The organism is Ruegeria sp. CDSC021 (genome assembly GCF_059610845.1).
This window is the reverse complement of record NZ_JBXWOK010000001.1, coordinates 217,457-244,424: the sequence shown is the minus strand read 5'-3', so window position 1 is coordinate 244,424 and position 26,968 is coordinate 217,457. Positions and strand designations below refer to the sequence as shown.

The 26,968-nt window shown below is 57.9% G+C and carries 29 protein-coding genes; 11 read left to right on the top strand and 18 right to left on the bottom strand.

From position 1 onward, the window contains the following. Nucleotides 1-49: 49 nt before the first annotated feature. Nucleotides 50-1,096: a tRNA preQ1(34) S-adenosylmethionine ribosyltransferase-isomerase QueA gene (queA, locus tag AC2FGB_RS01240; protein WP_496688390.1), complete on the bottom strand. Its 1,047-nt coding sequence runs from the start codon at nucleotides 1,094-1,096 to the stop codon at nucleotides 50-52. Between the two features lie 44 nt (nucleotides 1,097-1,140). Then, nucleotides 1,141-4,524, bottom strand: a complete 3,384-nt coding sequence (locus AC2FGB_RS01235) for a YhdP family protein (protein WP_496693405.1) — start codon at nucleotides 4,522-4,524, stop codon at nucleotides 1,141-1,143. A 68-nt stretch (nucleotides 4,525-4,592) separates the two neighbouring features. Between AC2FGB_RS01235 and AC2FGB_RS01230 the strand changes: the two genes are divergently transcribed. From AC2FGB_RS01230 to AC2FGB_RS01215, 4 genes are all read left to right on the top strand, one after another. Beyond that, entirely contained in the window at nucleotides 4,593-5,054 is a 462-nt protein-coding gene (locus AC2FGB_RS01230) for a peroxiredoxin (protein ID WP_496688394.1), read from the top strand. A 65-nt stretch (nucleotides 5,055-5,119) separates the two neighbouring features. After that, nucleotides 5,120-5,956: a ferritin-like domain-containing protein gene (locus tag AC2FGB_RS01225; RefSeq protein ID WP_425595905.1), complete on the top strand. Its 837-nt coding sequence runs from the start codon at nucleotides 5,120-5,122 to the stop codon at nucleotides 5,954-5,956. A 210-nt stretch (nucleotides 5,957-6,166) separates the two neighbouring features. Next, nucleotides 6,167-7,492 carry a M23 family metallopeptidase gene (locus AC2FGB_RS01220; RefSeq protein WP_281994469.1) on the top strand — a complete coding sequence of 442 codons (1,326 nt, stop codon included), beginning with the start codon at nucleotides 6,167-6,169 and terminating at the stop codon, nucleotides 7,490-7,492. Next, the gene (locus tag AC2FGB_RS01215; protein WP_271947570.1) at nucleotides 7,482-7,982 is read left to right on the top strand and encodes a bactofilin family protein; all 501 of its coding nucleotides are present in this window, start codon (nucleotides 7,482-7,484) and stop codon (nucleotides 7,980-7,982) included. Before AC2FGB_RS01220 ends, AC2FGB_RS01215 begins: the two co-directional genes overlap by 11 nt. Nucleotides 7,983-8,058: 76 nt before the next feature. Here the strand turns inward: AC2FGB_RS01215 and AC2FGB_RS01210 are convergent, their stop codons facing one another. Then, nucleotides 8,059-8,832 carry a hypothetical protein gene (locus tag AC2FGB_RS01210; RefSeq protein WP_496693404.1) on the bottom strand — a complete coding sequence of 258 codons (774 nt, stop codon included), beginning with the start codon at nucleotides 8,830-8,832 and terminating at the stop codon, nucleotides 8,059-8,061. 177 nt (nucleotides 8,833-9,009) lie between these two features. Here AC2FGB_RS01210 and aqpZ point away from each other — a divergent pair, with 177 nt between their 5' ends. After that, nucleotides 9,010-9,696, top strand: coding sequence for an aquaporin Z (aqpZ, locus tag AC2FGB_RS01205; RefSeq protein WP_271947574.1), 687 nt, complete (start codon nucleotides 9,010-9,012; stop codon nucleotides 9,694-9,696). Between the two features lie 59 nt (nucleotides 9,697-9,755). Here aqpZ and AC2FGB_RS01200 read toward each other — a convergent pair whose 3' ends face one another. Both AC2FGB_RS01200 and AC2FGB_RS01195 read right to left on the bottom strand, forming a co-directional pair. Next, entirely contained in the window at nucleotides 9,756-10,304 is a 549-nt protein-coding gene (locus AC2FGB_RS01200; RefSeq protein ID WP_142633219.1) for a peptidylprolyl isomerase, read from the bottom strand. Then, entirely contained in the window at nucleotides 10,297-10,803 is a 507-nt protein-coding gene (locus AC2FGB_RS01195; RefSeq protein ID WP_271947577.1) for a peptidylprolyl isomerase, read from the bottom strand. Before AC2FGB_RS01195 ends, AC2FGB_RS01200 begins: the two co-directional genes overlap by 8 nt. Before the next feature lie 133 nt (nucleotides 10,804-10,936). Here AC2FGB_RS01195 and AC2FGB_RS01190 point away from each other — a divergent pair, with 133 nt between their 5' ends. The 5 genes from AC2FGB_RS01190 to AC2FGB_RS01170 all read left to right on the top strand — a co-directional run bounded on the left by AC2FGB_RS01190 (nucleotide 10,937) and on the right by AC2FGB_RS01170 (nucleotide 16,424). Further along, nucleotides 10,937-12,127: a phosphoglycerate kinase gene (locus AC2FGB_RS01190; protein ID WP_496693403.1), complete on the top strand. Its 1,191-nt coding sequence runs from the start codon at nucleotides 10,937-10,939 to the stop codon at nucleotides 12,125-12,127. A 126-nt stretch (nucleotides 12,128-12,253) separates the two neighbouring features. Further along, the gene (locus AC2FGB_RS01185; RefSeq protein ID WP_185956602.1) at nucleotides 12,254-12,553 is read left to right on the top strand and encodes an FtsB family cell division protein; all 300 of its coding nucleotides are present in this window, start codon (nucleotides 12,254-12,256) and stop codon (nucleotides 12,551-12,553) included. Nucleotides 12,554-12,728: 175 nt separating this feature from the next. Continuing rightward, nucleotides 12,729-13,718, top strand: coding sequence for a pyruvate dehydrogenase (acetyl-transferring) E1 component subunit alpha (gene pdhA / locus AC2FGB_RS01180; protein ID WP_142633213.1), 990 nt, complete (start codon nucleotides 12,729-12,731; stop codon nucleotides 13,716-13,718). Between the two features lie 15 nt (nucleotides 13,719-13,733). Then, nucleotides 13,734-15,104 carry a pyruvate dehydrogenase complex E1 component subunit beta gene (locus tag AC2FGB_RS01175; RefSeq protein ID WP_271947583.1) on the top strand — a complete coding sequence of 457 codons (1,371 nt, stop codon included), beginning with the start codon at nucleotides 13,734-13,736 and terminating at the stop codon, nucleotides 15,102-15,104. A gap of 15 nt (nucleotides 15,105-15,119) precedes the next feature. Next, complete coding sequence (locus tag AC2FGB_RS01170; RefSeq protein ID WP_496693402.1) at nucleotides 15,120-16,424, top strand: pyruvate dehydrogenase complex dihydrolipoamide acetyltransferase; 1,305 nt, start codon at nucleotides 15,120-15,122, stop codon at nucleotides 16,422-16,424. 60 nt (nucleotides 16,425-16,484) lie between these two features. On the opposite strand, the gene cysE is transcribed toward AC2FGB_RS01170, so the two are convergent. After that, the gene (cysE, locus tag AC2FGB_RS01165; RefSeq protein ID WP_142633207.1) at nucleotides 16,485-17,294 is read right to left on the bottom strand and encodes a serine O-acetyltransferase; all 810 of its coding nucleotides are present in this window, start codon (nucleotides 17,292-17,294) and stop codon (nucleotides 16,485-16,487) included. Nucleotides 17,295-17,378: 84 nt separating this feature from the next. Here cysE and AC2FGB_RS01160 point away from each other — a divergent pair, with 84 nt between their 5' ends. Next, on the top strand, nucleotides 17,379-17,717 hold the full coding sequence (locus AC2FGB_RS01160; RefSeq protein ID WP_496688408.1) for a TraR/DksA family transcriptional regulator: 339 nt from the start codon (nucleotides 17,379-17,381) through the stop codon (nucleotides 17,715-17,717). Here the strand turns inward: AC2FGB_RS01160 and AC2FGB_RS01155 are convergent. Genes AC2FGB_RS01155 through AC2FGB_RS01100 form a run of 12 tightly spaced genes read right to left on the bottom strand, consistent with a single transcriptional unit; the run spans nucleotide 17,698 to nucleotide 26,897 of the window. Further along, nucleotides 17,698-17,994 (bottom strand): DUF7742 family protein, encoded by a 297-nt coding sequence (locus AC2FGB_RS01155; protein WP_496688410.1) that lies wholly within the window; start codon nucleotides 17,992-17,994, stop codon nucleotides 17,698-17,700. The two genes, AC2FGB_RS01160 and AC2FGB_RS01155, sit on opposite strands and share 20 nt — an antisense overlap. A 5-nt stretch (nucleotides 17,995-17,999) precedes the next feature. Next, on the bottom strand, nucleotides 18,000-21,962 hold the full coding sequence (locus tag AC2FGB_RS01150; RefSeq protein ID WP_496693401.1) for a baseplate multidomain protein megatron: 3,963 nt from the start codon (nucleotides 21,960-21,962) through the stop codon (nucleotides 18,000-18,002). Beyond that, nucleotides 21,963-22,409: an NlpC/P60 family protein gene (locus tag AC2FGB_RS01145; protein WP_496693400.1), complete on the bottom strand. Its 447-nt coding sequence runs from the start codon at nucleotides 22,407-22,409 to the stop codon at nucleotides 21,963-21,965. Beyond that, nucleotides 22,406-23,293 (bottom strand): phage/gene transfer agent baseplate hub protein, encoded by an 888-nt coding sequence (locus tag AC2FGB_RS01140; RefSeq protein WP_496693399.1) that lies wholly within the window; start codon nucleotides 23,291-23,293, stop codon nucleotides 22,406-22,408. Before AC2FGB_RS01140 ends, AC2FGB_RS01145 begins: the two co-directional genes overlap by 4 nt. Beyond that, on the bottom strand, nucleotides 23,293-23,925 hold the full coding sequence (locus tag AC2FGB_RS01135; protein WP_271947592.1) for a DUF2460 domain-containing protein: 633 nt from the start codon (nucleotides 23,923-23,925) through the stop codon (nucleotides 23,293-23,295). The genes AC2FGB_RS01140 and AC2FGB_RS01135 overlap by 1 nt, the downstream gene beginning before the upstream one ends. A 15-nt stretch (nucleotides 23,926-23,940) precedes the next feature. Further along, nucleotides 23,941-24,603: an RcGTA-type gene transfer agent tail tape measure protein gene (locus AC2FGB_RS01130; RefSeq protein ID WP_496688416.1), complete on the bottom strand. Its 663-nt coding sequence runs from the start codon at nucleotides 24,601-24,603 to the stop codon at nucleotides 23,941-23,943. Further along, nucleotides 24,590-24,799: a rcc01693 family protein gene (locus AC2FGB_RS01125; RefSeq protein WP_496688418.1), complete on the bottom strand. Its 210-nt coding sequence runs from the start codon at nucleotides 24,797-24,799 to the stop codon at nucleotides 24,590-24,592. The genes AC2FGB_RS01130 and AC2FGB_RS01125 overlap by 14 nt, the downstream gene beginning before the upstream one ends. Next, nucleotides 24,796-25,116 carry a gene transfer agent family protein gene (locus tag AC2FGB_RS01120; RefSeq protein WP_496688420.1) on the bottom strand — a complete coding sequence of 107 codons (321 nt, stop codon included), beginning with the start codon at nucleotides 25,114-25,116 and terminating at the stop codon, nucleotides 24,796-24,798. The genes AC2FGB_RS01125 and AC2FGB_RS01120 overlap by 4 nt, the downstream gene beginning before the upstream one ends. Before the next feature lie 2 nt (nucleotides 25,117-25,118). Further along, on the bottom strand, nucleotides 25,119-25,532 hold the full coding sequence (locus AC2FGB_RS01115) for a phage major tail protein, TP901-1 family (protein WP_496688422.1): 414 nt from the start codon (nucleotides 25,530-25,532) through the stop codon (nucleotides 25,119-25,121). 20 nt (nucleotides 25,533-25,552) lie between these two features. Beyond that, nucleotides 25,553-25,966, bottom strand: coding sequence for a DUF3168 domain-containing protein (locus tag AC2FGB_RS01110; protein ID WP_496693398.1), 414 nt, complete (start codon nucleotides 25,964-25,966; stop codon nucleotides 25,553-25,555). Next, nucleotides 25,963-26,301, bottom strand: a complete 339-nt coding sequence (locus AC2FGB_RS01105; RefSeq protein WP_496693397.1) for a phage head closure protein — start codon at nucleotides 26,299-26,301, stop codon at nucleotides 25,963-25,965. The genes AC2FGB_RS01110 and AC2FGB_RS01105 overlap by 4 nt, the downstream gene beginning before the upstream one ends. Further along, nucleotides 26,298-26,897 carry a head-tail connector protein gene (locus tag AC2FGB_RS01100; protein ID WP_496688428.1) on the bottom strand — a complete coding sequence of 200 codons (600 nt, stop codon included), beginning with the start codon at nucleotides 26,895-26,897 and terminating at the stop codon, nucleotides 26,298-26,300. Before AC2FGB_RS01100 ends, AC2FGB_RS01105 begins: the two co-directional genes overlap by 4 nt. Between the last annotated feature and the right edge of the window lie 71 nt (nucleotides 26,898-26,968).

The following is a 26,968-nucleotide window of genomic DNA, read 5'->3' as shown; positions in this document are numbered from 1 at the left end:
ACCAGCTTGTCTACGACATCGAAACGCAACGATCCCGACAACACGCCGCTCAAGGGATCAAAAGCGACCCATCCCCATATGAAAAGAACCGATAGTTCTGCGCAATCGCGTGCTCATAAACCTCTTGCATCCGATCCTGCCCCATCAAAGCTGAAACCAACATCAGCAGCGTGGATTTCGGCAGATGGAAATTGGTGATCAGCGCATCCGTGACGTAAAACTGAAAGCCCGGATAGATGAAGATGTCGGTATCGCCCTCCCAGGGTACGATCTGCCCACTGCGGGCGGCGCTTTCGATCAATCGCAGCGCGGTTGTGCCCACCGGAATGACACGGCCACCTATGGCTTTGGTTTCACGAATTTCACTGACGGCTTCCGCACTGACCCTGCCCCATTCTGCATGCATCTTATGGGTCGTCACATCCTCGACCTTGACTGGCAGAAACGTTCCGGCACCGACATGAAGCGTAACGTAGGAAACAGAAACGCCGCGCGCGGTAAGCGCCTGCATCAGCGCTTCGTCAAAATGCAGCGACGCGGTGGGCGCGGCCACGGCCCCGGAGTTGCGCGCCCAGATCGTCTGGTAATCCGTCTTGTCCTGCGCATCGGCAGGACGCTTGGCGGCAATATAAGGCGGCAGCGGCATCGCGCCGGCCTGTTCCAGCGCAGCATCGAAATCCTGCCCCGTAAGGTTAAACCGCAGAAAGGCCTGCCCGTCCGCCACCCTATCCAACTCAGCGCTCAGTTGATCCGAAAACCGGATAACCTCACCTGTCTTGACCTTCTTGAGCGGTTTGATCAACGCGGCCCAGGTGCCGTCTGCCTGCGGATCAAGCAACGTCGCTTCGATCGACGCAGACACCGGCCCTTGCGCACTGTCGCGATGACGCCGCCCGGTGAGGCGTGCCGGGATGACCCGCGTATCATTCAACACCAGCCGATCACCGGGTCGCAGCCAGTCTGGCAGGTCAAAGACGTGCGCATCCGAGATTGCATCGCCCTCGGCCACAAGCAAACGCGCCGAGGACCGCGGGTTGGCAGGCCGGGTGGCAATCAAATTCTCGGGCAGGTGGAAATCGAAATCGCTGAGTTTCATGGGCGCGCCTTACAGGGTCGTATCAGATTCGGCTATATCCCTGTTCAGTTGTCTTTTGGCGGCGATCCAAAGGTGCGCTTGGGCTCATCCGGCTTGGCTTTCTGTGCATTTGGCCCATCCTGAACCTTCGGCGCGGGCTCCCTTAGAAGGTTGCGCAAGAACAATGGCGCAAGCCCTGACAGAGGGTTGACCGAGACAGAGGGTGATTTCAAAGGGCCGGTCAGAGTATAATTGAACGCGATCACACCTTCACCTTTTTTGGTGAAGACACTTCCAATCGCATTCACCAGATAGATTGGGGAAATCGCGCCACGCAAGTTCAGCATTTCGCTAACCGTGTCGATTGTCCCGTCGAAGGACAATCCCATCGAAGGACCGACGGCGCTGCCGCTGAGAACCTTGATTTCGGTCGGAGTAATCCGCATTCGGCTTTCGATGCTCGAGAAAAAGATGCCTTGCCCAGCCATTTCATCCACAAGCCCAACAAGGCTGATTGCGTTCAGCAAGGCAGCCATGGCCGGGGCGTCATGAATTCGGGTGTTCACGATCTTCATGATGACATCGAAGTTCCCGGCCCCGCCGACCGGTTCCAGTTGCAGGTCCAGTTTGCCACCGCGCGCCTGGGTTATCATTTTGGCCGATCTCAGAACGTCGCCTGCATCACCAGAGATTAGATTGACTGCACTGCGCCCTCCGCGCGGGGTCACCTGCCCGCGCACAGCAGCACCGCCGTTTACATTCGCCGTGAACGCGCCGCTGACACCGCCAGTTGTCGCAAATTTTCCCTTGAACCCGGTCAGGGCGATCGTCTCTGTAATCTGGAGGCGATCCAACACTACATCCAGCTCGGGCCCCTGCCCGGAACCACCGCCACCACCTTCGGAGGATCCAAAGGTCGCGCCCCCCAGATTCATCACGCCCCCTAAAACCCTGATGTCGGGCAAGGCTGACCCCCGTGAAATCAGCTCCGCCGGAACCGCAAGCCAGTTCCCCAGTTCGAATGAGCTGAACTCTACACGATCGAAAGCACCATTTTTGAAATTAATGGAGGCCAGGCTTCTCAACCCCGCCGCATCCAGCCGAAGTGTATCCACGCGCATCTGATCGCCCAGCGTTGCCTCGACATCGATCGACCCCTTGGTACCAGCGCCTTTGCGCCACCCGAGCTCGGGGATAGACAGCACTACGCCTTCCAGATCCGATGTCGCCGTCAGTTTCGGGGGGCGGCCAGCACCGATGCCCAAGGTTATTTCGGCAACGCCTTTTCCAGTCAGCATACCCTTTGGTAACCCGGCACGCAGCTCGGTCACCAACCGGGGCGAAATCTCGATCTGCCCTTTCAGTTCACTGGGTTTCGGTTCTCGACCCCCAATAGGCTGGCGCCAGGTTGCCTGCAGGGGCACGTCGCCTAAATATCCGTCGCCGCCGACTTCGACAGCGGATTGATCACCTGAAATAGTCAACTGAGGCGCGCTGACGACAAAACCTTTGACCAAGCGATCACTGTGCACATCACCAATCTTACCAGTAAAGTGAAACTGGGTTTCATCGAACTTCAGCCCCTTCTTCATCGGCAGAGATAAGGTGCCTGACAGTTCCACATCGCCAGAGGCCACATCCACGGGCAAATTTGCCTTTGTCATCAGCTGCAAAGGGGGACGATCCATCAAAGACAAGGCGGCCGTTGCCGAGCCCTTGGCCTTGACGCGCACAATCGCCGGCGAAAGCTTTTTGATCGACGTATCTGGAATTATGAAGGATGTTCCTGACCCGTCTATCGGGCCGCCCTGATCGGCAATGACAACCGCTTTCTCGGCTGTCACCGTAAACCGTTGGTTGATCAGGCTGGCCTGCCCCTGAGCGTCCTGGACCGGCGGTAAAGTTTTGGCAAAGCGGACTTTGGCGTCGTCGAACCCGAAGTCCAAGTAAATGTCCGGCTTGGTGTCCGGCTTCAACCGCAATGCAAAATCGACATCCGAGAGCCGGCCTTCATATAAATTGTCGGACACCCATTTACGCGGCTTTTCGGCAAGTAATTGGGGCCAGTATCTCAGCAACTGGCCTGACTCCAACTCGTCCAGATGGGCCTCGAGGTACCCCGACCAACCTTCGGCTTCACCATTCAGATTACCCCTAGCACGCAGCGTTAGGTTTTCGTCTTCAACCGTCATCTGTCCGAGGCGCAACTCGAACGGGGCCAGCTTCATCTTCAGATCAAGGTCGGCACGCGCCAACTTGAGGGGTTCCGGAAACAGACCAGCCGGGTTGATGTCGATGCTGCTGAGACGGAGTTGAGAGGTCAGGCTTTCCAGCAGTCCATTCTCGATACCTCTCAAAAAGGCCCTTCCCTCGGCCTGAACGGCCCCCCAGGCGGAGACTACAGAAACCTCGTCGAAATCCAGCTCCTGCCGACTTGGGTCATAGCTGAAATAAGCCCTGGCGGATTCAAACGGAATCGGTTTTGTCTCTTGGTTGGCTTGCACCGCGCCTGCCGCAAGGTTCAGGGTCGCAAATAACGGCCCCAGCGCCGCGTTGCCATCAACACTGCCGCGCACCGCGCCCGAGATCGGAGCGTCAAGGACCTGCAACCATGACAAGGCTAGGCTTTGACTTGCAATATCCTCGGCAGGCAGGTCGGTTATCGCAAAGCCAAAGCTTGCCTGGGGCGTTCCAAGTACGCTGGTATAATTTACCTCAATCGAACTGGCATAATCGCGCCCTGTCAGAACAGAGAACCCGGTGGACATGCGCATTTCGTCACCGGTACGGATGATCGAAATATGTCCGCCGTCGAAAACCCAGGCGCGCGACAGGCGCAAATCCTGATAGTCCAGCGTCAACGACTCAAGCTCGACCGACCTCAGCCCCGACAGCAGCGGTGACAAAAAGACATCGTCAGATTCCTCGATCAACTCGATCAATGTCCGCGCCCGCTGAACCGGTGCACTGCCAGAACCGACTGTCAACGAAAGCGCCCCGTCCAATCCGCGGGTCAATGCGATTTGGGCATCGCGCAGGGTAATCGTGCGCGGCCGGATTTTCCCCCGTAGCAGCCACCGCATCGACAACCGTGTGCGCATATCCGCCACTTGCGCGATCTGTTGTCCCGCCGCGTCGCTGATCGTCACATCCGTCAGCCGCAAACGTGGCAGCCAGTTTTCGTTGACGATAAAGCTGGCGTCGCCAAAGCGGATCTTGATCCCTCCAAGGCTTTCATCCAGCCGTTTTTCGGCCTGCGCCCGCATCCAGTCGGGCGCGTGCAGTTGTTTGCCAATCAGAAAGAACCAGCCGCCAAAGGCCAGCAGGCAAAGCAACAGGAAGGTTCCGACGATCCCCCACGCAGCGATGCGGCGGCGTGACCGACGGCGGCGGGGTTTCCCGTCCGGGCCTTCTTGTGTATCTTCTTGCCGCGCCAAATTCCGACCCACGCCCTATTACCTGCTTGCACCGCACCATGATGTCAGGCAGCACTTAAAAACCTTTAGCGGAGTTTCCAATGCCCGACGTTACAGACATCGCCCCCGGTTTCACTTTGCCCCGCGACGGCGGTGGTGAGGTTACGCTGTCAGACCTGCAAGGCAGCGCCGTCGTTTTGTTTTTCTATCCCCGTGATGATACGCCGGGCTGCACCAAGGAATCCATCGGTTTCTCGGAACAACTTCAAGCCTTTGCTGATGCCGGCGCCCTGGTTTTCGGCATCTCGCGCGACACGGTGGCTAAGCATGACAAATTCGTCGCCAAACACGGTCTTACGACGCCACTTTTGTCCGACGAAGGCTCGACCGTTTGCGAGGATTACGGTGTGTGGGTCGAGAAGAACATGTACGGGCGCAAGTCGATGGGGATCGAGCGTTCAACCTTTCTGATTGACGCCGACGGTAAGATCGCTCGCATCTGGCGAAAGGTCAAAGTGCCCGGCCATGTGGAAGAGGTACTGGAAGCCGTGCGCGCGCTGTAACCCTCTTCACCGCGGTCGTCATCCGGATTATTACCCGAACAAATCTTGAAAGCGGAGATATCCCGGTGTCGAAAACACTGACCCAAATGGCGACCGAAGTTCTGACCACAGCAGACGGGCGCGAAAAGACCGCCCTGTCCAAGCGCCATGCCGCAGCTTGGTTTGCGGCGCGATCAGGGGACGCTCCTGCGATTGAAGTGGGCACCGCAACACCGCCGTTGAATCCCGCCCGACCGGACAAACCAGATTTGCTGTCCCCCCGGGATGTCCCAAGGCGCCGCCCCGGCTCCGAGGCTGGGCGCATCGCCCTGCTACACGCGGTCGCCCATATCGAACTGAACGCGGTTGATCTGCATTGGGATTTAATCGCCCGATTTGGCCATGTCCCTATGCCTATCGGTTTCTACGACGACTGGGTCAAATGCGCCGAAGAGGAATCGCGCCACTTCGAAATGGTCTGTGATTGCCTGGAACAGATGGGCAGTCATTACGGCGCCCTGCCCGCCCATGCGGGTATGTGGCGCGCTGCCGAAGATACAGCAGAAGATTTGATGGGCCGTTTGGCCGTAGTGCCGATGGTGCTTGAGGCGCGGGGTCTGGATGTGACCCCCGGCATGATTGACATCTTCCGCAAGGCCAAGGCTGAACAGGCCATTGCCGCGCTCGAGGTGATCTACGCCGAAGAAGTCGGGCATGTTGCTTACGGGTCCAAGTGGTTCCATTTCCTTTGCGGACGCGAGAACGCTGACCCAAAGGGTATCTTTCACGATCTGGTCCGGCGCTATTTTCATGGCGTTCTTAAACCGCCCTTCAACGAAGAAAAGCGGGCCGAAGCCGGGTTACCGCCGGATTTCTATTGGCCGCTGACCGAAGGCCTGCCGCCGCCCGGCTCTGCCCGCTAGGTCGGCATGCACGGTCATAGCGGTCTTTGAATCATCCTCCAGTTGATGTAATCGGCAATTTCTCGCCGAGAATTGGCGGGATTAACCCTGTTTGTTGTGTGAACTAGTTAACAAACTTGCCCAAATCGGACGTCCCCTCTATTCAGTTGCCCCAAGGGACGGAGACCACTCACAACCGATCCCGAATTTGGGGATCGAGAGGTAAGGCGCGTGCGAGCACGTCTGGCAATCAAACTACATTCGCTGCTTGAGCAGCACTTCCCGGAACGCCGGGTCTTTCTGAAATCTGACAATGACACACGGTTCATCCGGCTCAGCTCAGAGACACAGATCTTTGCAGTTGCTGGTGTTGCCCTGTTTGTTGGCTGGACTGCGGTCACTACGGCAATCCTGTTGATGGACAGCATCGGATCAGGCAACTTCCGAGAACAGGCCAAGCGCGATCAGGCGACATATCAGGAGCGGCTGAATATTCTGTCAGCAGAGCGTGACGTGCGCGCTCATGAGGCTCTGATGGCTCAGGACCGGTTCAACGCCGCGCTTGAACAGATCTCTGCGATGCAATCCGAGCTGCTGGCGTCCGAAAACAGCCGCCGTGAGTTGGAAACGGGGATCGAGGTAATCCAGTCCACCCTGCGCACCACCATGAAACAACGGGAATCTGCCCGTCAGGAGCTTGCGGCGCTGCAACAATCAGATTCCGATGATGGGCTCACGTTGGCAAACACTGCCAGCCCCGAACAGATGGAATTTATGACCGTTGCTCTGACCCGCACCGCGCAGGAGCGTGATCAGATCGCAGCCGACGCCCGGAACGCACTGGATCAGCGGGACGATCTCGAGCTTGAGATCCGGCTGATGCAGGAACGCAGCGACGAGATTTTCCGTCAGCTAGAAGAAGCAATGATCATCTCGGTTGAACCGCTCGACAAGATGTTCCGACAGGCAGGTATGCCAACTGACCGTATCATTGAAGAAGTACGGCGTGGCTATAGCGGCATGGGTGGCCCCCTCACCCCAATTTCCTTCAGCACGCGCGGTGAGGACCTGACCCCCGACGAGATCCGCGCGAACACTCTGTTGCAACAGATGGACCAGCTGAACCTCTATCGTATCGCAGCAGAAAAGGCCCCGTTTGCCAGCCCGGTGAAAGCGGCTGTCCGCTTTACCAGTGGCTTCGGCACGCGCCGTGACCCAAAAACGGGCGGTCGCCGCATGCATAACGGTTCCGATTTCGCCGGTGCACTTGGAACTGATATCTTTGCGACCGCCGACGGCGTAGTCACCCATGCGGGCTGGCAATCGGGTTTCGGGCGTCTGGTCAAAATCCGGCACGCCTTCGGAATTGAGACACTTTACGCTCATAACACCAAGTTACGGGTTAAGGTTGGCCAAAGGGTCTCGCGCGGGGATCATATTGCTGATATGGGTAACACCGGACGGTCGACCGGAACGCACCTGCACTATGAGGTCCGCGTAAACGGAAAACCAGTTAACCCAATGACTTACATCAAGGCTGCAAGAAATGTTTTCTAAGAGCAAAATCAACGAGCCCGGAACCAATGCCCCAGAGGCCGCCAAGCCTGCCGCTCCGGCCACTCCGGCAACCCCTGCACCGACGGAAACCAAGGCCAGCACCGCGCCCAAACCCAAGCCACCCGCATCGGTCCTGTCTTCGGATCTGCACATCACCGGAAACCTGAAAACCTCGGGTGACATTCAGGTCGAAGGTACGGTGGAAGGTGACATTCGTGCGCATCTGCTGACCATCGGTGAAACGGCGACCATCAAGGGCGAAGTCACTGCAGATGACGTTGTCATCAACGGCCGTATCGTTGGCCGCGTGCGTGGCCTGAAAGTGCGCCTGACCTCGACCGCACGGGTCGAAGGCGACATCATTCACAAGACAATCGCCATCGAAAGCGGCGCGCATTTCGAAGGCTCCGTTCAGCGTCAGGACGATCCTCTGAACCCTGGCCGCAGCGGAAAACCGGGCGCTAACCCGGCTGCTGACGTCAAACAGTAATCCTGACAGACTGACAGGAACCAACGCCGCGGGACAGCCTGCGGCGTTTTCTTTTGCAATTCTGACCGAAAGGCTTTCACTGATCAGGTTGGTTCCAGGTCGCATTGGCCTCGATCACTTCTGCGACCATCAGCGCCTTTTCGGACAATTCTGGTGGCGTGCCATCATCAAAGGCAAGCTGCTGCATTCTTCGATACATGACTTCAGACGTGTAAAAATCAAATGCAGCCGTGCCGTCCGGGCTTTCCCAGAAGGCCGTGATCCAAACCGAGGGTGCATACCCGTAACACCAGTCCTGCCAGAACCGTTCTGCCAAAGTCGCCGTTTTAACTGCGGCTACTTGCGCCAAAAGGCCATCCATTGGCCAACCCCCGAGGCGAAACATGCAAAGCGTATCGTCCAGACATTCTTCTGAGCCCCCTTCGATCGCCTTCAGAAGAAAACGTTTCTGGAAATCGTCCAGGACACGCCACTCCTCCGACGACCAGTTCCGGGCCTGTCCCGTCGGATACCGGCTCAGGCTGACTTCGATCCCGACAGAGCTTACCTCTTCGCCACAGGCCAAGACCTCTAGCACACGCGGCAAAAGATAGGCCCAGGTATTCTTGGCAATCCCTCCCGGATCACTCGCTGCAAAATACCAGTCCTGAAGATAGTGCAACGGCAGTTCCTGAATGGGCGGGTGAAAGAAATCAGCCTCGATATCCGGTTCCATGCAGCACCCTTCGCAGACCTCGATATTGCTTGGCTTTGGACGTTTAAAAACGCGATAAGCATCCTGAATGAGCGGGAAGAACGGATCATCCGGCAATAACTTGGCCTTAACCGGCTTATTCGTCTTTGACGTCATCGTAGGCTGAACCCATATTTCCATGCCACACCCATAGGTCTATCTGCCCACTTTTGACGTGGCAAGCGCGCTCAAATACCCCTTCATTCTCCGCCGAATTTCTATGTGTGATGAGTAGCTTCGATATTTCTGTGTTTTGGATTACACTACAGCCCGTTGGTTTTCGGAGGACTTTTCATGTCAACAAAACTCATGGCTGAATTTTTCGGTACATTCTGGTTGGTGCTTGGCGGTTGCGGCAGCGCTGTTTTAGCGGCTGGCGTCGCGGATGTCGGTATCGGCTGGTTGGGCGTATCTTTCGCCTTTGGCCTAACAGTGCTGACTATGGCATTTGCCGTTGGCCACATTTCAGGCGGGCATTTCAATCCGGCAGTCAGTCTGGGTTTAATGATCGGCGGACGGTTCCCGGCTAAGGATCTGCTGCCCTATTGGATTGCTCAGGTCATCGGAGCCATTGCAGCAGCGGCTGTTCTGTATCTGATCGTCAGCGGCGCACCAGATTTCGCCGGGGTCGGAGGCTTTGCGTCCAATGGCTATGGCGAGGCTTCACCCATGGGCTATTCGATGATGTCCGCCTTGGTGATCGAGATCGTGCTGACGGCATTTTTCATCCTGATCATTCTGGGCGCGACCTCAAGCGGTGCTCCGGCAGGGTTCGCGCCGATTGCCATCGGTCTGGCGCTGACGCTGATCCACCTGATCTCGATCCCGGTGACCAACACATCTGTCAACCCGGCACGGTCAACCGGTGTTGCCCTGTTTGCCGATGGGCCGGCGCTGGCTCAGCTATGGTTGTTCTGGGTTGCCCCGCTGATTGGTGGCGCGATTGGTGCGCTGATCTGGAAGGCCATGTCTGACGACTGACCCAAGCGCACGCTTACAAAAAGACCCCGGCACCTGACCAGGCACCGGGGTCCTTTTATCTATTCGGTCACGGTGACCTTTTTCATCGCATCCGGCTGGCCGATTACGGCTCCGTTCGGGCCTTCGCCTCGCTTGATCGCATCAACAACGTCCATACCGTCAGTAACCTGACCGACAACCGTATATTGACCGTTCAGGAACGGCCCAGGTTCAAACATTATGAAGAATTGCGAGTTGGCACTGTCGGGATCCTGCGCCCGCGCCATGCCAATAACACCACGATCAAAGTTATAGTCCGAGAACTCAGCTGGCAGATCCGGCCGATCCGAACCACCAGTACCGGCACGACGCATATCGCCACCCACCCGACCGTGTTCAACGTCACCGGTCTGAGCCATGAAGCCGTCGATCACGCGGTGAAACACCACGCCATCATACTGACCAGCAGCGGCAAGGGCGCTAATTTGTTCAACATGCTTGGGGGCAATATCGTCAAACAGATCAACGGTTACGGTGCCATTGGCCCCCTCGCCCTCAATCTCGATCTCAAGGCCCGTGGCCAGTGCAGGACCGGCCAGCAGGACAAATGCGGCGGCCAGCTTATACATCGGCAGCCACCTTGACGCTGATCATACGATCCGGGCTTGCGGGCGGCTCGCCCCGAACGATGGCGTCCACATGCTCCATCCCGTCGATAACACGGCCATAGACCGTGTATTGGCCGTTCAGGAAATGGTTGTCGCTAAAGTTGATGAAAAACTGCGAATTGGCCGAGTCCGGATTCTGCGACCGAGCCGCGCCTAACGTGCCGCGATCATGCGGCAGTTTCGAAAACTCTGCCGGAACATTCGGCAGCGATGACCCGCCTGTGCCTGCACTGCGCAGGTTGAATCCGTCTTCCATATCGCCGTGCTGCACGTCACCGGTTTGCGCCATGAAACCGTCGATCACACGGTGAAATGCCACGTTGTCATATTCACCGCTGCGCGCCAGTTCCTTCATCCGAGCGCTATGCTGCGGGGCCACATCTGGCAGCAGCTCGATGACGACATTGCCGCCCTTCAGCTCGATGATGATTGTGTTTTCGGGATCCTTGATCTCGGCCATGTGGCCCTCCTGTCGTTTATCTTGCGCAAATACCTATGCGCCACGCACGCGAAAGCCAAGTGACGCATTGACCTGAGGGCAAAATGCAGGAAAAGAACCGCCTAGATCGGTTGCCAAACACGAGGATCGCGCGATGGGCTGGAAAACACTGGACGATATGGACCTGAACGGTAAGCGCGTGCTGGTGCGCGTGGATATCAATGTGCCCGTGGTGGATGGGGTCGTGACCGACGCTACCCGGATTCAGCGCATCGTACCCACAGTACGCGATATTCTCGCTGCAGGTGGCAAGCCTATCCTTTTGGCCCATTTCGGACGCCCGGGCGGAGAGCGGCGCGAAAGCCTGTCGCTGAAACAACTTATCCCCACATTGGAAAGCGCCTTTGGTGCGCAGGTTCTGTTCGCAGCCGATTGCGTCGGCACCGAGGCCGAGCTTGTCGCAGACACTCTGCAAGCCGGGCAAGTATTGCTGTTGGAAAACACCCGTTTTCATGCTGCTGAAACCAAGAATGATCCTGATCTGGCTGCTGGCATGGCCAAACTGGGCGAGGTCTATTGCAACGACGCCTTTTCCGCTGCGCACCGCGCCCACAGCTCAACCGAAGCTATCGCTCGCCTGCTGCCTGCCTGCGCTGGTCGGCTGATGCAGGCCGAGCTGCAGGCACTTGAAAGCGCCCTTGGCGCGCCCGAGCGTCCGGTGACAGCGGTGGTCGGTGGGGCAAAAGTGTCAACCAAGCTAGAGCTGCTGGGCAACCTGATCGACAAGGTGGATCACCTGATCATCGGCGGTGGCATGGCCAACACCTTTCTGGTGGCACAAGGTATCAGTGTCGGCAAATCGCTGGCCGAAACCGCGATGAAAGACACTGCCGCAGAGATTCTTGCCAAGGCGGAAAACTCTGGATGCCAGATCGTTTTGCCGTGTGACGTGGTTGTCGCAAAAGCCTTCCAGGCCAATGCGCCGCATCAAGTTTTGCCCGCAGACCAATGCCCCGAAGACGGCATGATCCTGGATGCAGGCCCCAAGAGTGTCGCCGCTATCACTGAAATCATCAGCCAAAGCCGAACCCTGATCTGGAACGGCCCTTTGGGCGCCTTTGAACTGGAACCCTTCGATGCCGCAACGAATGCGGCCGCACTGAAGGCTGCCGCGCTCAGCCGTTCGGGCCAGTTGGTCTCGGTCGCGGGCGGTGGTGATACCGTAGCCGCCCTGAACGCGTCCGGCGCGGCGCGGGATTTCACCTATATCTCGACAGCAGGCGGCGCATTCCTGGAATGGATGGAAGGAAAAACCCTGCCCGGCGTCGCCGCGCTGGAACAATAAATTCAGCTGCACGGGTAATTTTGCGAATCGGGGGATTCACAAGCCGAATCACCTGTGACATAGTGCAGTCAGATGCCAAGCATAATGGCACGACATTGAGGCAGACTTCATACGGCGGTAAACAGAGTGTCCCGTTCCCATCGGCCCGGTTTGGGCTCAGTTGCTTTTTTCTCGGTGGCTTTCATGCTGGGTGTGTATTTCACCTTTGCTGCCGTCCAGGGAGACTATGGCCTGTTTCGACGGGTCGAGATTGCAGCGGAACGGGATGCTCTGTCGCGCGACCTTGCAGCGTTGAGCACCGAAATCGCCGAAATGGAAAATCTGACCCGCAGGCTTTCAGACACCTATCTTGACCTCGATTTACTGGATCAGCAGGCGCGCTCGATCCTTGGTATGATCCGCTCGGATGAGATTGTCATCCGCTGAGCGGGACCAAAATTCTTCGTCGGAAATCCTTGCTGTGGTAACGCATACGTCCCTACCTGAACGGTTTTCCGCGTGTCAAACCACAGCGCAATATTTCCACTCGCCAGAAAGCCTCAAATGTTCTATTAGATAGTTTAACGCTAAACTATCTTGCCGAGAGGGGGAGATCGCCACAATGGCTGCGCGAAAAACCACAAAGAAACCAAACGTTTCTGCGGAAGAACTCAAGACCTATTACCGTGAAATGTTGCTGATCCGCCGATTCGAAGAAAAGGCTGGCCAGCTATACGGCATGGGTCTGATCGGTGGTTTCTGCCACCTGTATATCGGTCAAGAGGCAGTTGTTGTGGGACTGGAAGCAGCCGCCGAAGAAGGTGACAAGCGGATCACCTCTTATCGCGATCATGGGCATATGCTGGCCTGCGGCATGGATCCGGGCGGCGTAATGGCAGAACTGACCGGGCGCGAGGGCGGATTGTCCAAGGGCAAAGGCGGTTCGATGCATATGTTCTCGAAAGAGAAGCATTTCTATGGCGGTCACGGCATCGTCGGGGCGCAGGTTCCTCTGGGTGCCGGTCTGGCCTTTGCCGACAAGTATCAGGAAAACGGCCGCGTCACCTTCACCTATTTCGGGGACGGTGCCGCCAACCAGGGTCAGGTCTATGAGACTTTCAACATGGCCGCCATCTGGGAACTGCCGGTGATCTTCGTGATCGAGAATAACCAATACGCGATGGGGACATCCCAGGCGCGGTCGACTTCGACCAAGGATATCTACCACCGGGGCGAGGCGTTCGGCATCCCTGGCGAGATCGTCAACGGCATGGATGTGCTAGCGGTCAAAGAGGCCAGCGAAAAGGCTGTTGCCCATTGCCGCGCGGGCAAAGGTCCGTACATTCTGGAAATCAAAACCTATCGCTATCGCGGACACTCGATGTCCGACCCGGCCAAGTACCGCACCCGCGAAGAGGTTCAGAAGGTGCGCGAACAAAGCGACCCGATCGAACATGTCCGCGAGCTGCTGCTTTCCGGCAAACACGCGACCGAGGATGACCTGAAGGCGATCGACAAAGAGATCAAGGAGATCGTCAATCAAGCCGCTGAATTCTCGAAAGAAAGCCCCGAGCCGTCGCTGGACGAGCTTTGGACAGATATCTACGCCTGAGAGGACGATTAAGACATGGCAACCGAAATTCTCATGCCCGCCCTTTCCCCCACGATGGAAGAGGGCACCCTGGCCAAATGGCTGGTCAAGGAAGGCGACACCGTATCAAGCGGCGATATCATGGCCGAAATCGAAACAGATAAGGCCACGATGGAGTTTGAAGCCGTTGATGAAGGGATCATGGGCAAGATCCTGATCGCTGAAGGCACCGAAGGGGTCAAAGTAAATACCCCTATCGCCATCCTCGTCGAAGAAGGCGAAGACGCCTCCGCCCTGCCCGCGGCTGCACCCGCAGCCGCAGCGACGACCGAAGCCGCCCCTGCTGCGGTTGAGGCCCCTACTCCTGTCTCTGCCCCAGCCGCACCTAAGGTAGATCTGTCCCCAGATTGGCCAGCTGATGCCGAGATGAAGTCCGAAACCGTGCGTGAAGCCCTGCGCGACGCCATGGCCGAAGAAATGCGCAATGACGGTGACGTCTACCTCATGGGTGAAGAAGTCGCGGAGTATCAGGGCGCTTATAAAATCTCGCAAGGTTTGCTGGATGAGTTTGGCGCCAAGCGCGTAATCGACACTCCGATCACCGAACATGGTTTTGCCGGGATCGCAGTTGGTTCGGCCTTTGGCGGGTTGAAACCGATTGTCGAGTTCATGACTTTCAACTTCGCCATGCAGGCGATTGACCAGATCATCAACTCGGCCGCGAAGACGCTCTATATGTCCGGCGGTCAGATGGGCTGTCCCATCGTGTTCCGGGGTCCGAACGGTGCCGCCGCCCGCGTGGCCGCGCAGCACAGCCAGGACTATGCAGCCTGGTATATGCAGATCCCCGGCCTCAAGGTCGTCATGCCCTATTCAGCGGCCGACGCCAAAGGCTTGCTGAAATCCGCGATCCGTGACCCGAACCCGGTGATCTTCCTGGAAAACGAAATCCTCTATGGCCGCTCATTCGAAGTACCGCAGGTGGATGACCTGAGCATTCCGTTGGGCAAGGCCCGCATCTGGCGCGAGGGCACAGACGTGACCATCGTCAGCTTTGGCATTGGCATGCAGTTCGCACTGGAAGCTGCAGACAAGCTGGCCGAGGACGGTATCAGTGCCGAAGTGATCGACCTGCGCACCATCCGCCCGATGGACACAGGCGCAATCATCAATTCGGTGATGAAAACCAACCGTCTTGTGACCGTCGAAGAAGGCTGGCCGCAAGGCTCGGTCGGCAGCTACATTTCATCGGTGGTGATGCAGGAAGCGTTTGATTACCTCGACGCGCCTGTCATCAACTGCACCGGCAAGGATGTTCCGATGCCCTACGCAGCGAACCTCGAAAAACTGGCGCTGGTGACCACCGACGAGGTGATCGCAGCCGTCAAACAAGTGACCTACCGGTAAGGGAGCAACAGACAGATGCCCACCGAAATTCTGATGCCCGCCCTGTCGCCGACCATGGAGGAAGGCACGCTTGCCAAATGGCTGGTCAAAGAGGGCGACACAGTCTCCTCCGGAGATCTGCTCGCCGAAATCGAAACCGACAAGGCCACGATGGAGTTCGAGGCCGTTGACGAAGGCACAATCGGCAAAATCCTGATCCCTGAAGGAACCGAAGGGGTCAAGGTCAACACCGCCATCGCGGTTTTGCTGGAAGAAGGCGAAAGCGCTGATGATATCAGTGCAACGCCTGCAGCGGCTCCGGCGGCGGCGCCAGCCGCCACGGGCAACGAGGCCTCCGCTCCAGCGGCGTCCGAAGCGCCCGTCCCCGCCCCGGCAGCGCCGGTCAAGGCAGATGGCGGTCGTATCTTCGCCTCGCCCCTGGCTCGTCGCATCGCTGCGCAAAAAGGTCTCGACCTAGCACAAATCAGAGGATCCGGCCCACATGGGCGTATCGTCAAGGCGGATGTCGAAAGCGCAACCGCAGCCCCTGCTGTGGCGGCTGCCCCGGTACAGGCCGCAGCAGCACCCGCAGCCTCAGCTACGCCAACCGGCCCCTCGACGGATATGGTTATGCGGATGTACGAATCCCGCGATTACGAAGAGGTCAAGCTGGACGGGATGCGCAAAACCATCGCCGCGCGCTTGACCGAGGCCAAACAAACCATCCCGCATTTCTATCTACGCCGGGATATCAAGCTGGACGCACTGCTGAAATTCCGCGGTCAGTTGAATAAGCAACTTGAGGCCCGTGGCGTCAAACTCAGCGTCAATGACTTCATCATCAAGGCCCTGGCCAATGCGCTGCAACAGGTACCCGAATGCAACGCCGTCTGGGCGGGAGATCGGGTTCTGCAGCTGAAACCCTCGGACGTGGCCGTTGCCGTCGCGATCGAAGGTGGCCTGTTCACGCCGGTCCTGCAAGACGCCGACACCAAGTCGCTGTCAGCGCTTTCAACCGAGATGAAGGACCTGGCTGCCCGTGCCCGCGAACGCAAGCTGGCCCCGCATGAGTATCAGGGCGGTACATTTGCGGTCTCGAACCTAGGCATGTTCGGCATCGACAATTTCGACGCTATCGTGAACCCACCGCATGCGGGCATTCTGGCCGTCGGCACTGGCGCAAAGAAACCAGTTGTTGGTGACGATGGCGAACTGACGGTTGCAACAGTCATGTCGGTTACGATGTCGGTCGATCACCGGGTCATTGACGGTGCCCTCGGTGCGCAGCTGCTGCAGGCGATCGTCGACAATCTGGAAAACCCGATGGTCATGCTAGCCTGATATCTGGCTAAAAAAAGGCCGCCTCTACTGGGCGGCCTTTTTCTTTAAGAACCTTCAGATCTAGTGATCTTTGCCCAGCATATGATCCATCGAGATCGAGGGCTGGTCACATCCTGCTTCACCGACGATCTTGGCCGGAATACCGGCAACAGTTTTGCATGGTGGCACCTCTTGCAGCACCACCGAACCGGCGGCAATCCGGCTACAATGGCCCACTTTGATATTGCCCAAGACTTTGGCGCCGGCGCCGATCAAAACGCCATCACCAATCTTGGGGTGACGTTGCTCCTCTTCTTTTCCGGTCCCGCCCAGCGTGACCGAATGCAACATCGAAACATTGTCGCCAACGATGGCCGTTTCACCGATCACGATGGAATGAGCATGGTCGATCATGATCCCCTTACCGATTTTGGCAGCCGGGTGAATGTCGATGCCGAAGATTTCGGAGGACCGCATCTGGAAGAAATAGGCCAGATCATATCGCCCCTTGAGCCATAGCCAATGGGCGACGCGGTAGGCCTGCATCGCTTGATAACCCTTGAAATACAGAATCGGTTGCAGAAGACGGTGGCAGGCCGGGTCCCTCTCGTAGACCGCCATCAGGTCTGCGCGGGCGGCCTCAATCAAATGGGGATCGTCAGCATAAGCTTCGTCCACGATCTCGCGCAGAACCATCATCGACATTTCGTTCGAGCATAGTTTAGCGGAAACGCGATAGGACAATGCTCTGGTCAGGCTGCGATGATGCAGAATACAGGCGTGCACCAATCCACCCATCAGTGGTTCATTCTCGACCGCGGCCTGAGCCTCGGTCGTGATGCGATCCCAAACGGGATCTACAGGTGTGACATGACTGCGCTTTTCCAACATGGCTTTTGATCCTTTGCTGCGCCTAGAATGCCATTTAGTGGCTAAAACGCCAAACGCAAACCCGTGATCGGCAAAGCAACGAAAATGAATGAGGCTGACCTGAAGCAAATCAACGAGAAAATCCGTGCCAGGATGGACGAATTGGAGCGCCAGTCGCAGGCCGGGAAAGATGCGCAATCTGTTGTTGAACTGGATCAACAATCTATCGGTCGTCTGAGCCGGATGGATGCGCTACAGAACCAGGCCATGGCCAAGGCGCACCAAGTCAATCGGGACCTGGAATACCGACGCCTTTTGGCCGCGCTGAAGCGGATTGAAAGTCAAGAATACGGATTCTGCGAAGATTGCGGCGAGCCGATTCCAAATGGCCGACTTGAATTGGACCTCGCCGCAACCAGATGTGTCAGCTGTGCTTCTGGTTAATGCGGAACCGGATCAAATGACGCAGCACCGTCTCAAAACACCGGCAATACTGCAGATCATCGAATGAGGGTTCGGCGGCAAGGTGCCGGTTTCGCGCCGCAGCCATTAACGAACCGTTGCCGAACAACGGGTGTAGCCGCCCTGTTTTACTTACATGGCCATCAGCCGTTTCAGCTTCGGCAATCATACGTCGGCATAAACGGTCACGCTGATCGGGCGGCGCGTTCAACAAAACACGCGCCGCCGCGCTGACATCTCCGTGCAATACGGGCCGCACCGCGCCTATCCGACCTGCAGCCTGACAGGCAATCCGGGTCCGTAAGCCGCAGATATCTGCGAAACCGACACCTCATAAGACCCTGTAACAGTATCCGTGGCCTTCATGGATGACGTATAGTGCCAATCCGGCTGGGCAACGACCTCTTCGCGGATCAGGCTACCATTCTGCCGAACCTGAACAAGGTAGGCTTCGGTTTCTTCATTCAACGGCACATCCAGCCCGGACCAGTCATCGCCATCCAGACGTGTCCGCCGCACCCATGAGAACACGTCCCTCGAGCTGGATTGCTGCACGCGAAGATGAGAGGGGGCATAGGGCCGCAAACCATTGCCTTCAAAGGCCTCGACCAGATGCTCGTAAGAGGGATCTTCATACCCTCTGGTTGCAGGGCCAATGCGATAATGTTTGGTCAGGCCACGTTCCGACCGCAACAACCCTGTCTGGAAGACACGTTCGTCCAACAACACGAACATTGATCCTTCGGGCCAGAGATCGGGCATAATCGCATCTGTCCCCAGCTGACCGCGCAACCGCCCGGACACGGAGTAGGCACCTGTCGATTGCAAAGCCGCATCCGCGAATTGGAACACCTCCCAGTTGTCCGGCGTTCCGTCGCCAATCGCCGCAAGATTTGCCCCGCTTAACAAGGCAGACCGTGGACGGGACTCCAGGACGCCATCTACAAGATTGACACGTAAGGCATCGCCCTCGTCCCAAAGTCCGGCACTGGCCCTTCGCATCGGGCTTTCGGTGAAGCCTATTATGGCCTGCCCTGTTATCACCTGTTGCAACGCGTAATCCTCATCGCTTGATGCGGCGTACACCGCAACGCTTCCTGGCCAGGGGTCTGCTGCAACCGCAAGATATGGCGCATGCGGCACTTCGGAACCGGTGATCAGAGGCAGGTCCAAGAATACCGGCAGCACCGGCACCGGAGCGACAAATGGCTTCGTCGTAACTTCATCAGCGGGGGCATCTGGCGGTGTGTAAACGCCGGGCTCGATCCTGACAGCCTCGGCCAGTTGCATTTCGACCTGTTCAAGCCTGTCAATGCGATAGCGCGCGTCCTGCCCACCACTGACCAGCCGCACAACATCCCCTGCCCCGACATTCAAAAGCGAAGGCGGTAATGCAAACCTAGCCGTTTCACGCGAGACACGCGCCTCACTCAGCCAGCGTTCCACCGTTTGACGCCCCTCGGCCCGCGTCATGGACAACGGCATCTCATTTACCGATACCGAATGGGTTTCATCATCAGGCAACACAGCCTCTTCCGAGGCTATTTCATGGTCAGCATCAGACTGAACAAAGCGCAGCCTGACACGGCCAGACATTTCCGCCTCAGCCTCGCGGCGATATTCCACGTGTCCGTCAATGTCCGAAGTGATGGCCAACTGCTCTTCATTCAGGGTCAGGGCACGTGCGCCATCCCGCATCTGAAAGATCAGTTTTCCTTCGCGTTCAAGCGCATCGAAACCATACCGCAGCATGAGCGGTTGCAATGCCGAACGGGCATCCGAAACCTGTTCAACCGCATAGCCCTGAACGGAACCGTAAAGGCCCGAGACATCAATCTCGGTAACACCAGCAGCATGGCAAAGCTCGGTCACAACAGAGGCCAGCGTTCGTGAGCCGGAACGCCCATTAAGCCAATGGCCGCGGGCATAGTTGGCCCCATCGCTCCACTGGCTGCGCAGGTTTGGAAAGGTCGGATAGGGCCGCGCATCCCACGCCCAGACATAGGCATTGGACACGTCCACCATCGGGCCGCCATAGCTGGATGAAACTGGATTGATATCTGCGTCCGACCAATAGCCAAGAACCGCCCTGAGGTATTGCGTCTGCAGAAAGTCGTCCCGAAGCCCGTTTGAATATTTCGGCAACCCGGATTCTGAAGATTTAGGGTCTAGAAACTTGTTGGGCTGGTTGGTGCCTTTGTCTACTGCCGCACAACCGAGCTCAGTGAACCAGATGGGCTTGGACTCTGGCAACCAAAGAGTCGGGTTATCGCTACGCACACCATTGATTCGCTCGTGATGCGGTTGTGACCACCAGTTGCGAACGTCCTTATAACGCCAGATCCACGGCTCGTTATGTGAACCATCTCCGATCGGCGTACGGATTTGTGCCGCCTCTTCTTCGGGCGAGGCATAATACCAGTCATAGCCTTCGCCACCTTCGATGTTCCCACGCAGATAGGAAAGATCGTAGATGGATTTTGCGCCGGCATCCGCATCCACGTGATCTTCACCGTCCCGCCAGTCGGACAGAGGCATGTAGTTGTCGATACCGACGAAATCTATGTTGTCATCCGCCCAAAGCGGATCGAGGTGGAAGTAGCGATCCCCACTGCCATCATTTGGCTGGTAGCCGAAATACTCGCTCCAGTCCGCCGCATAACCGATCTTTGTGTCTGGCCCCAGAATACTACGCACTTGCCCTGCCAAAACGCGCAGCTGCTCAACGGCCGGAAATCCGTATAGGCCACGAATCTGGGTAAGACCGCGCATTTCCGAACTGATACAGAAGGAGTCCACCCCACCTGCCGCCTTACACAAGGCAGCGTAGTGAAGAATAAATCGGCACAACCCCCATTCCTGCGGGCCAGAGTAGGAAACCGTGCCGTTTCCGATAACAAAATCATCCGCTCGCGCCTGACCAAAGAAATCGGACACCTGAACATCGGCCTCTGCCATCTGGTCCGGAGACCCGTCCCGCCCAGGCGCAACGCTCAGGGTGATGCGACCGCGCCAGGGAAGGTGCGGCTGATCGCTGGCATCTGACCACGGGTCGGGCAATCCGTTTCCACCGATCTGATCCATCAGGATAAACGGGTAGAACATGATCCGCTTCCCCTCTTGCTTAAGGTGTTGGATCGCTTGAATGACCGACGCGTCCGCTGGTGTCGCGCCATAGACGGGCTCGTTATTTTCCTGACGAACGATCTGGGCGGTTGCCCTTGTCAGCCCCGCGACACCCCAGGGCATATTTTTGCCTTCGATACCATTTTGCAGAACCTTTGGTTGTATCTTGCATTGACCGCATCGCAGATCACTTCCGAACCAGGACACAACCAAAGAGGCGGCTTCACAGCCCGGAAGTTCACTTTTCAAGGCTTGTGTGGACGTCACGAGATCAGGCAAACCAGAGGTTGAATTCACATTGGCCGCCCAACTGCGGCCGCGGCCTTTTGTGTAATTCACCTGCTGGGACGCCAGTGCATATTCACCGGTCCCAGGCATTAGCGCCACGCCTCGTACAATACGTGACAGGGAATTTTCGGTATCAGGCAAACCAGGCTGCTCTTGCCGTACGACCTCGAACGAGAACTGCGGGACGCGGTTTCCAAAAGCGCCCAGATTCAAATCTTCGATCACAATATAGGCGGTGCCACGATAGGCCGGGACAATTCCAGTACCTTCGATTGCTTCGATCAACGGATCGGGCAGCTGATCGTCGGTGCCAGGATAGACGCGCATATTCAAACTGCTGCGCTCAATCTCTTCGCCATCCGCCCAAACACGCGGCACATCAGAGATCTGTCCCGCCCCCAACGCAACCGCCAGCGAAACTGAATAGCTATAGCTGTTGGTGGTCGTCGTAACCTCGGGCTGCTTGGGGGATCCCTTGCCACCCCCAACCGATTGCGTGGTAGAGCTGGTGCTGCGGGTTTCCAGAAAATCCGAAGCCCAGATAACCTGCCCCCCGACACGCATCCGACCAAAGATGTTGGCGACAGCGGCGCCCTCGCCCGTCTGAGTAAGGCGAAAACGGTCCAATCGGCCCGTTTCTACAACTTCGCTGCCGCTGCCCATGACCGACTGGCTCATCAAACGCTGGTCGATGACACGCCCAAGAGTGGCACCAATGGCACGGCCGATAACTGCCGTAGACAGCCCTGCAACCGTGCCACCAATGGCTCCGCCAACTGCGGCACCCGCCGCAGACAGTAATATCGTCGCCATCTAGATATCCTCCTTGGGGAACTCAAAACAAGAAACAACCCGCCGTCGCCACGGGTCGCTCAGGGCGCTTTCAACGACGCCATGTCCAGAATACGCGTGAATGAAACGAGGGATGCCGCCACAGGTGCTGACAATCCCCAAATGCTTGGCAACGCCACTTTCGCGCATACGAAACAGCAACACGTCCCCGACCGAAAACCGCGCCGGATCTTTCTCGATAAGATGGCGGCGTGCTGCGGCCCACATACGCTCTTCGCCCTGCGGCTCAGACCAGTCCATGCTATAGATCGGGGCGGCCTCGGGTTCGTGCCCAAGCACCGAGCGCCATACGCCACGTAGCAGGCCCAGACAGTCCGTACCGACGCCTTTGACCGACGCCTGATGGACATAGGGGGTGCCCAGCCAGCTTCTGGCCTCATCAACAATGCTTTGCTTTGTCGGGATCATCGTCTGCTGCCCCCCCTGTTTGCCCCGTTTTTCTTGGGAACCGCCATCACCCAATCTTCGGAAGGCAGGTCAGGAAAGCCCTGAAAATTCGTGATATTATTGAACTTCAAGCGGCAGGTCGTCATGCGCTTGTCGCAACCTGCGGTCAGCCTCACCCTGTCGCCTTCGGCCAATCCTCCGCTGATTGCGGACCACAGTATGATCGAACGGCCATCGTCAGTCTTTTGGTCCTTCTTGACCGCCCGCCACAGCCCAGCCGCACGGCCTGTCACCACATCAAGCCGTCCACGTTCAAACCATGCCTCAAGGTGAGTTTCCGCCCCTCGCAGCTGCAAAATACTGCCCCCCGTCAAACCGACGATTTCGGCTTCGTCAGAATATCCCGGGGCATCGGTGTTGAACCCGCACGCCTTGTCGCCCAGCACGGCTGTGCAGGGCTTTTGGTAAATCCGGCCCAAAGGTCGGTTCAACTTATCTGTCAGGCCCCGCAGTTCGGCATGAAAAGCCCCACCTGCCCGTCGCAATTCACCAATTGATCCGCGGAACTGCAACATTCGCTGCGATGGATCGGCCCAGTTCACAAGCCATGCCCGCACCTCGGCCCCGTCGAAGCGACCGGATTCGATATCCTCTTCGGTTACTGCGACATCCGATAACGCACCCATTGCTTCCGAGTTATCAATGGACAGCCCCGTTGCCTGCTCGATCGCGGCCGCCGTCAGACCCGAACTTGCATTGAAGTCCAGGCCTTCAAAGCTCAGCTTCAGGTCATGGTCGGTAAAGCCAAGCTGAACACCGTCTGTGCGCGTAATCGCCCAACACCGACAGGTCGTTGTCAGGCCGCTCTGCAGATGGGCCTGCAGGGCCTGTTTGTCACCAGCCATCAGACACGCACCTCGACCACTGGCACGTTCGGAACGTCCCCTGCCTGAAAACTCGCGACACTTGTTTGGATCTTGTCGGTGTCAAACCTCACTGGCACATCGAATTCAAAGCCGGCGGTGATATCAACCCGTTCAGGCGGAGGCGAATAGAACGTGACCAACCCCGAGTTCAGATCCACCTCGAAGTCGACACCTTCACGCATCTCATCCTGCTCGACGCCTACGCGGACGGTTCCCAATACGGGTTTGACGACCGGCCTTACATAACTGAATCCACCCGAGGAATAGGTCTTTACCAGCTGGAATTCTGTCGCTACGCCATCACCTTCCGCAATGATCTGGTCGCCTTGGGCAACTTCGCCCGTAGCCGCACCGGATTTGAAATCGGACCAGTCTTTCCAGCGAAATCCAAACATCTGCCCCTGCCTCGCCTCGAAGAACGAGACCAACGTTTCGATGTCATCCAAGGATCGCATACCCAGACCGGCATCATAGCGACGCCGCGAATGCGCCCAGGGGGTATTGCGCTCTTCGAACCCATTCGCCAGCGTCACAATATCCGTGCGCCTCTCGGGCCCACCGACCGAACCAAAACTCAGGCTGGCCGGAAATCTCACCTCGTGGAAATTCATGGTCTGCTCCTTGATCTACCTATTGCGATTGCCACGGCCCAGCGCGCGGCTCATCTGGGCCGCGATCTGGCTTTGGCTTCGACGGAAACCCTGCACGTCCGGGGTCGTGATGTTCATCACCACGTTCACCGCAGAGCCTCCGCCAGACATGCGCACGCCCAACTTCCCATCGGTACCGCGGGCCAGCGGCATGATGGCCTCGGGGCCAGCCTCGCCCATCAGCCCGGTGCCGCCACGCATTGGAAACGTGGTTGGACCGCTGATCACTCCGCCGTTGGCAAAGGGCATCACCCGTCCCTGACTGAAACTGCCGCCGTCAGCAAAAGGAAGAATGCCCTTCACAAAACCTCCGATCCCATTGGCTAGAAGGCCGCCGAAATGATCCGTGACCGGTTTGATCGCGGCAGAATAAGCGGTGCGGATCATCGAGTTCTTCAAAACGTCCAGCGCATCGGAAAGGTTCATTCCGTCCATCACGACGCCATCGAACGCCCGCCGCAGGCCGCCGGACATGCCACGCTCCAGCGTTGCAACATCCTTGCCCGTTTCCTCAAAGGCTGCTTTGATGCGCTTCATCTGCCCATCAAATGCCGCGGCCATCGACGCCGCATCACCCAACGAGTCGCCAAGCGCCTCGCCTCGCTCCTGCAGGTCGTCCAACCCGTCACGATCCGTCATCACGCTCTCCTATTGTCTTGTCCGGATAGGCCGCCAGCAACGCATCCAGACCCATTCTGTTCATCGAAGGCATGCCCGCGCCCTGCCCCAGCATCAGCCGCAACTCGGCCGGGGTAAGGCTCCAGAATTGATCCGGTGTCAGGCGTAGGCTGAGGTATCCGGCCCGCATCAATGCGGGCCAGTCGAACCCGCTCATGCCTGCCCCTGCACCATGAAGGCCCTTGCCAACAGCTCGGCCGCTGCACGTGCGCCGTGCATTGGCCCGCCCTCAATCTCGGCACTCAGCAGATCGGCGCGGGTGACATTGGCCCCGCCCCCCCGCAGCCCGGCGACGATAAGCGCCAGAACATCACCGCTGGAATAGGCGCCGCCTTCGAACCGTTGCACCAGTTCAACCAGTGTCCCTGTGCCCAACTCCCGTTCCAGTTCCGCCAAAGCGCCCAACGTCAGCTTCAGAACCCGTTGCTCTCCATCGATGGTCAGTGCCACCTCTCCCGTCCACGGATTGGCCATCGTTACAGCGCCGTAAAGGTCAGAGCACCGGCGCTTGCCATGCTCATTTCATAGGTCGCTTCGCCATTGTGAGAGCCCGCATATTCGATGCCGGTCACCTGGAACGCACCCTCAACAATCCCGAAATTCGGGATGATGATCTGGAAACCCGGTGTCTCACCGTCAAAGAACAGCTGTCGCGCGCGCTCATCCGTTCCTGCGTCCTTGAATACGCCCGAGCCCGAAATCGAGGCCGACTTGACCCCCGCGCCAGACAAAAGCTCGCGCCAGCCACCCTGGCTTTCCAGGCTGGTCACATCGACACTTTCCGCGTTGAAACTGACCCGCGTGGCACGCAGCCCCGCAATGGTCTCGAACAGGCCTGAGCCGTTCATATCCACTTTGACCAACAGGTCTTTTCCGTTCTGGGCAGCCATTTGCTCTCTCCGTTGATTACTTAATCGTCTTCCACGCGGGCGCGGAATCTCAGGTCGATCTGGCGGATCGCGCCGCCCGTTCCGGTCCGACGGGCCGAGGCACGTTCGAACCACAGCCCGACCAATCGGCCTCGATCCAGGGTCAGCCCCGCACTGTCCAAGGCGTCACAAACCGCCCCCGCCAGCGTTTTTGCTGCACCGAACCCGGCAGCTTCGGACACGACAGACACCGTGAAACGATGGACGGCACCGGCCCCCGATCGGTCCGAGGCATCGCGCACCTCTTCCGGGCCCAGCGTCACATAGGTTTGCGGCACTGAACCCGCTGGAACGGCGTCATAGATCGCTCCACCTGAAAGAGTGCTGATCTGTGTGTCTTCCGACAATTTCTGGTAGATTGCCGCCTGCAACGCGGCTGAAACGCCATAGCTCATACCGCCACCTCCTCATCCGCAAAGCAGATCAGGTACTGGCCGCGCGGGTCTCGCTCGGCGACGGCGCGGATAACGAAACGGCGTGTGCCTTCCGCAAACCGCTGATCCGGCGAGGGGCGCATGCTCGATCCTTCTGGCGTGCCACGAACCACAATCCGGTAGCCGACACGCGAAACCGGCAACCCTGCAACATTTCTCTCTGACCCGCTGCGCGCAGTGACTTCGGCCCAAACCGAGCCCAAGGCGACCCATGTTTCCAGATACCCACCGGCGCCATCAGCGGTGCGCACAGAGGATTCAAGCAACAGTTTTCTATTCAGCCGGGGCGCCTTCATTGGGCCACCCCTGCACCAAAACGAACCACACGATAGCGTTGGATCAGGCTGGTCACGCCAAAGGGCATACAGCCGGCACCCAACGTGGTCTCATCCCGGTATTCATAGTAATGCGCGGCCAACAACAGAACCGCCTGCCCAAGATCTGCCGGCAAGTTTGACCATTCCCCGGCAATACCGGCGATAAACGCGATCTTCACGGATCCGCCGGTCGAAATAGCGGGCAAGACAGCCCCGGCAGGGCGTATCCGCGGGCGCTGGCTATCGCGATCCAATCTGTATCTGTCAGACGAAACGGCGGTTTCAGTACCCGCTGCATCCGTCAAACTGACCGTATTGATGGTCGAGACCGGCGCCACAGGCAGCACTTCGCCCGCAGGGTCACGCCAACTGTTAAGGCTCCAGGAAAACTCACGCGTGATAAGTACCTTCCCGGTACGCGCCTCAATCGCAGCAATCGCCGCCCTTAAGAAGCCCTTGAGCACTTCATCCTGCACGCTGGCACCAGTAAAGCCTGTTCCCAGCCTCAAATGCGCCTTGAACTGATCCACCGGCAGCGCCGCATCCGCGATGGCGGTTTCTTCGATCAACATCATCCATTCACTCCGCAATCTCGGACCCCTCCGGGGCCGTAACTTCAGGAATTGACGGGCACGCGCCGCCCCAC

What these genes read in the sequence shown, in the direction of transcription:
- queA (WP_496688390.1), bottom strand. Translation starts at nt 1,096, where the DNA reads ATGAAACTCAGCGATTTCGATTTCCACCTGCCCGAGAATTTGATTGCC.
- AC2FGB_RS01230 (WP_496688394.1), top strand. Translation starts at nt 4,593, where the DNA reads ATGCCCGACGTTACAGACATCGCCCCCGGTTTCACTTTGCCCCGCGAC.
- AC2FGB_RS01215 (WP_271947570.1), top strand. Translation starts at nt 7,482, where the DNA reads ATGTTTTCTAAGAGCAAAATCAACGAGCCCGGAACCAATGCCCCAGAG.
- AC2FGB_RS01210 (WP_496693404.1), bottom strand. Translation starts at nt 8,832, where the DNA reads ATGACGTCAAAGACGAATAAGCCGGTTAAGGCCAAGTTATTGCCGGAT.
- aqpZ (WP_271947574.1), top strand. Translation starts at nt 9,010, where the DNA reads ATGTCAACAAAACTCATGGCTGAATTTTTCGGTACATTCTGGTTGGTG.
- AC2FGB_RS01200 (WP_142633219.1), bottom strand. Translation starts at nt 10,304, where the DNA reads ATGTATAAGCTGGCCGCCGCATTTGTCCTGCTGGCCGGTCCTGCACTG.
- AC2FGB_RS01195 (WP_271947577.1), bottom strand. Translation starts at nt 10,803, where the DNA reads ATGGCCGAGATCAAGGATCCCGAAAACACAATCATCATCGAGCTGAAG.
- AC2FGB_RS01190 (WP_496693403.1), top strand. Translation starts at nt 10,937, where the DNA reads ATGGGCTGGAAAACACTGGACGATATGGACCTGAACGGTAAGCGCGTG.
- pdhA (WP_142633213.1), top strand. Translation starts at nt 12,729, where the DNA reads ATGGCTGCGCGAAAAACCACAAAGAAACCAAACGTTTCTGCGGAAGAA.
- AC2FGB_RS01175 (WP_271947583.1), top strand. Translation starts at nt 13,734, where the DNA reads ATGGCAACCGAAATTCTCATGCCCGCCCTTTCCCCCACGATGGAAGAG.
- AC2FGB_RS01170 (WP_496693402.1), top strand. Translation starts at nt 15,120, where the DNA reads ATGCCCACCGAAATTCTGATGCCCGCCCTGTCGCCGACCATGGAGGAA.
- cysE (WP_142633207.1), bottom strand. Translation starts at nt 17,294, where the DNA reads ATGTTGGAAAAGCGCAGTCATGTCACACCTGTAGATCCCGTTTGGGAT.
- AC2FGB_RS01160 (WP_496688408.1), top strand. Translation starts at nt 17,379, where the DNA reads ATGAATGAGGCTGACCTGAAGCAAATCAACGAGAAAATCCGTGCCAGG.
- AC2FGB_RS01150 (WP_496693401.1), bottom strand. Translation starts at nt 21,962, where the DNA reads ATGGCGACGATATTACTGTCTGCGGCGGGTGCCGCAGTTGGCGGAGCC.
- AC2FGB_RS01145 (WP_496693400.1), bottom strand. Translation starts at nt 22,409, where the DNA reads ATGATCCCGACAAAGCAAAGCATTGTTGATGAGGCCAGAAGCTGGCTG.
- AC2FGB_RS01140 (WP_496693399.1), bottom strand. Translation starts at nt 23,293, where the DNA reads ATGGCTGGTGACAAACAGGCCCTGCAGGCCCATCTGCAGAGCGGCCTG.
- AC2FGB_RS01135 (WP_271947592.1), bottom strand. Translation starts at nt 23,925, where the DNA reads ATGAATTTCCACGAGGTGAGATTTCCGGCCAGCCTGAGTTTTGGTTCG.
- AC2FGB_RS01130 (WP_496688416.1), bottom strand. Translation starts at nt 24,603, where the DNA reads ATGACGGATCGTGACGGGTTGGACGACCTGCAGGAGCGAGGCGAGGCG.
- AC2FGB_RS01125 (WP_496688418.1), bottom strand. Translation starts at nt 24,799, where the DNA reads ATGAGCGGGTTCGACTGGCCCGCATTGATGCGGGCCGGATACCTCAGC.
- AC2FGB_RS01120 (WP_496688420.1), bottom strand. Translation starts at nt 25,116, where the DNA reads ATGGCCAATCCGTGGACGGGAGAGGTGGCACTGACCATCGATGGAGAG.
- AC2FGB_RS01115 (WP_496688422.1), bottom strand. Translation starts at nt 25,532, where the DNA reads ATGGCTGCCCAGAACGGAAAAGACCTGTTGGTCAAAGTGGATATGAAC.
- AC2FGB_RS01110 (WP_496693398.1), bottom strand. Translation starts at nt 25,966, where the DNA reads ATGAGCTATGGCGTTTCAGCCGCGTTGCAGGCGGCAATCTACCAGAAA.
- AC2FGB_RS01105 (WP_496693397.1), bottom strand. Translation starts at nt 26,301, where the DNA reads ATGAAGGCGCCCCGGCTGAATAGAAAACTGTTGCTTGAATCCTCTGTG.
- AC2FGB_RS01100 (WP_496688428.1), bottom strand. Translation starts at nt 26,897, where the DNA reads ATGATGTTGATCGAAGAAACCGCCATCGCGGATGCGGCGCTGCCGGTG.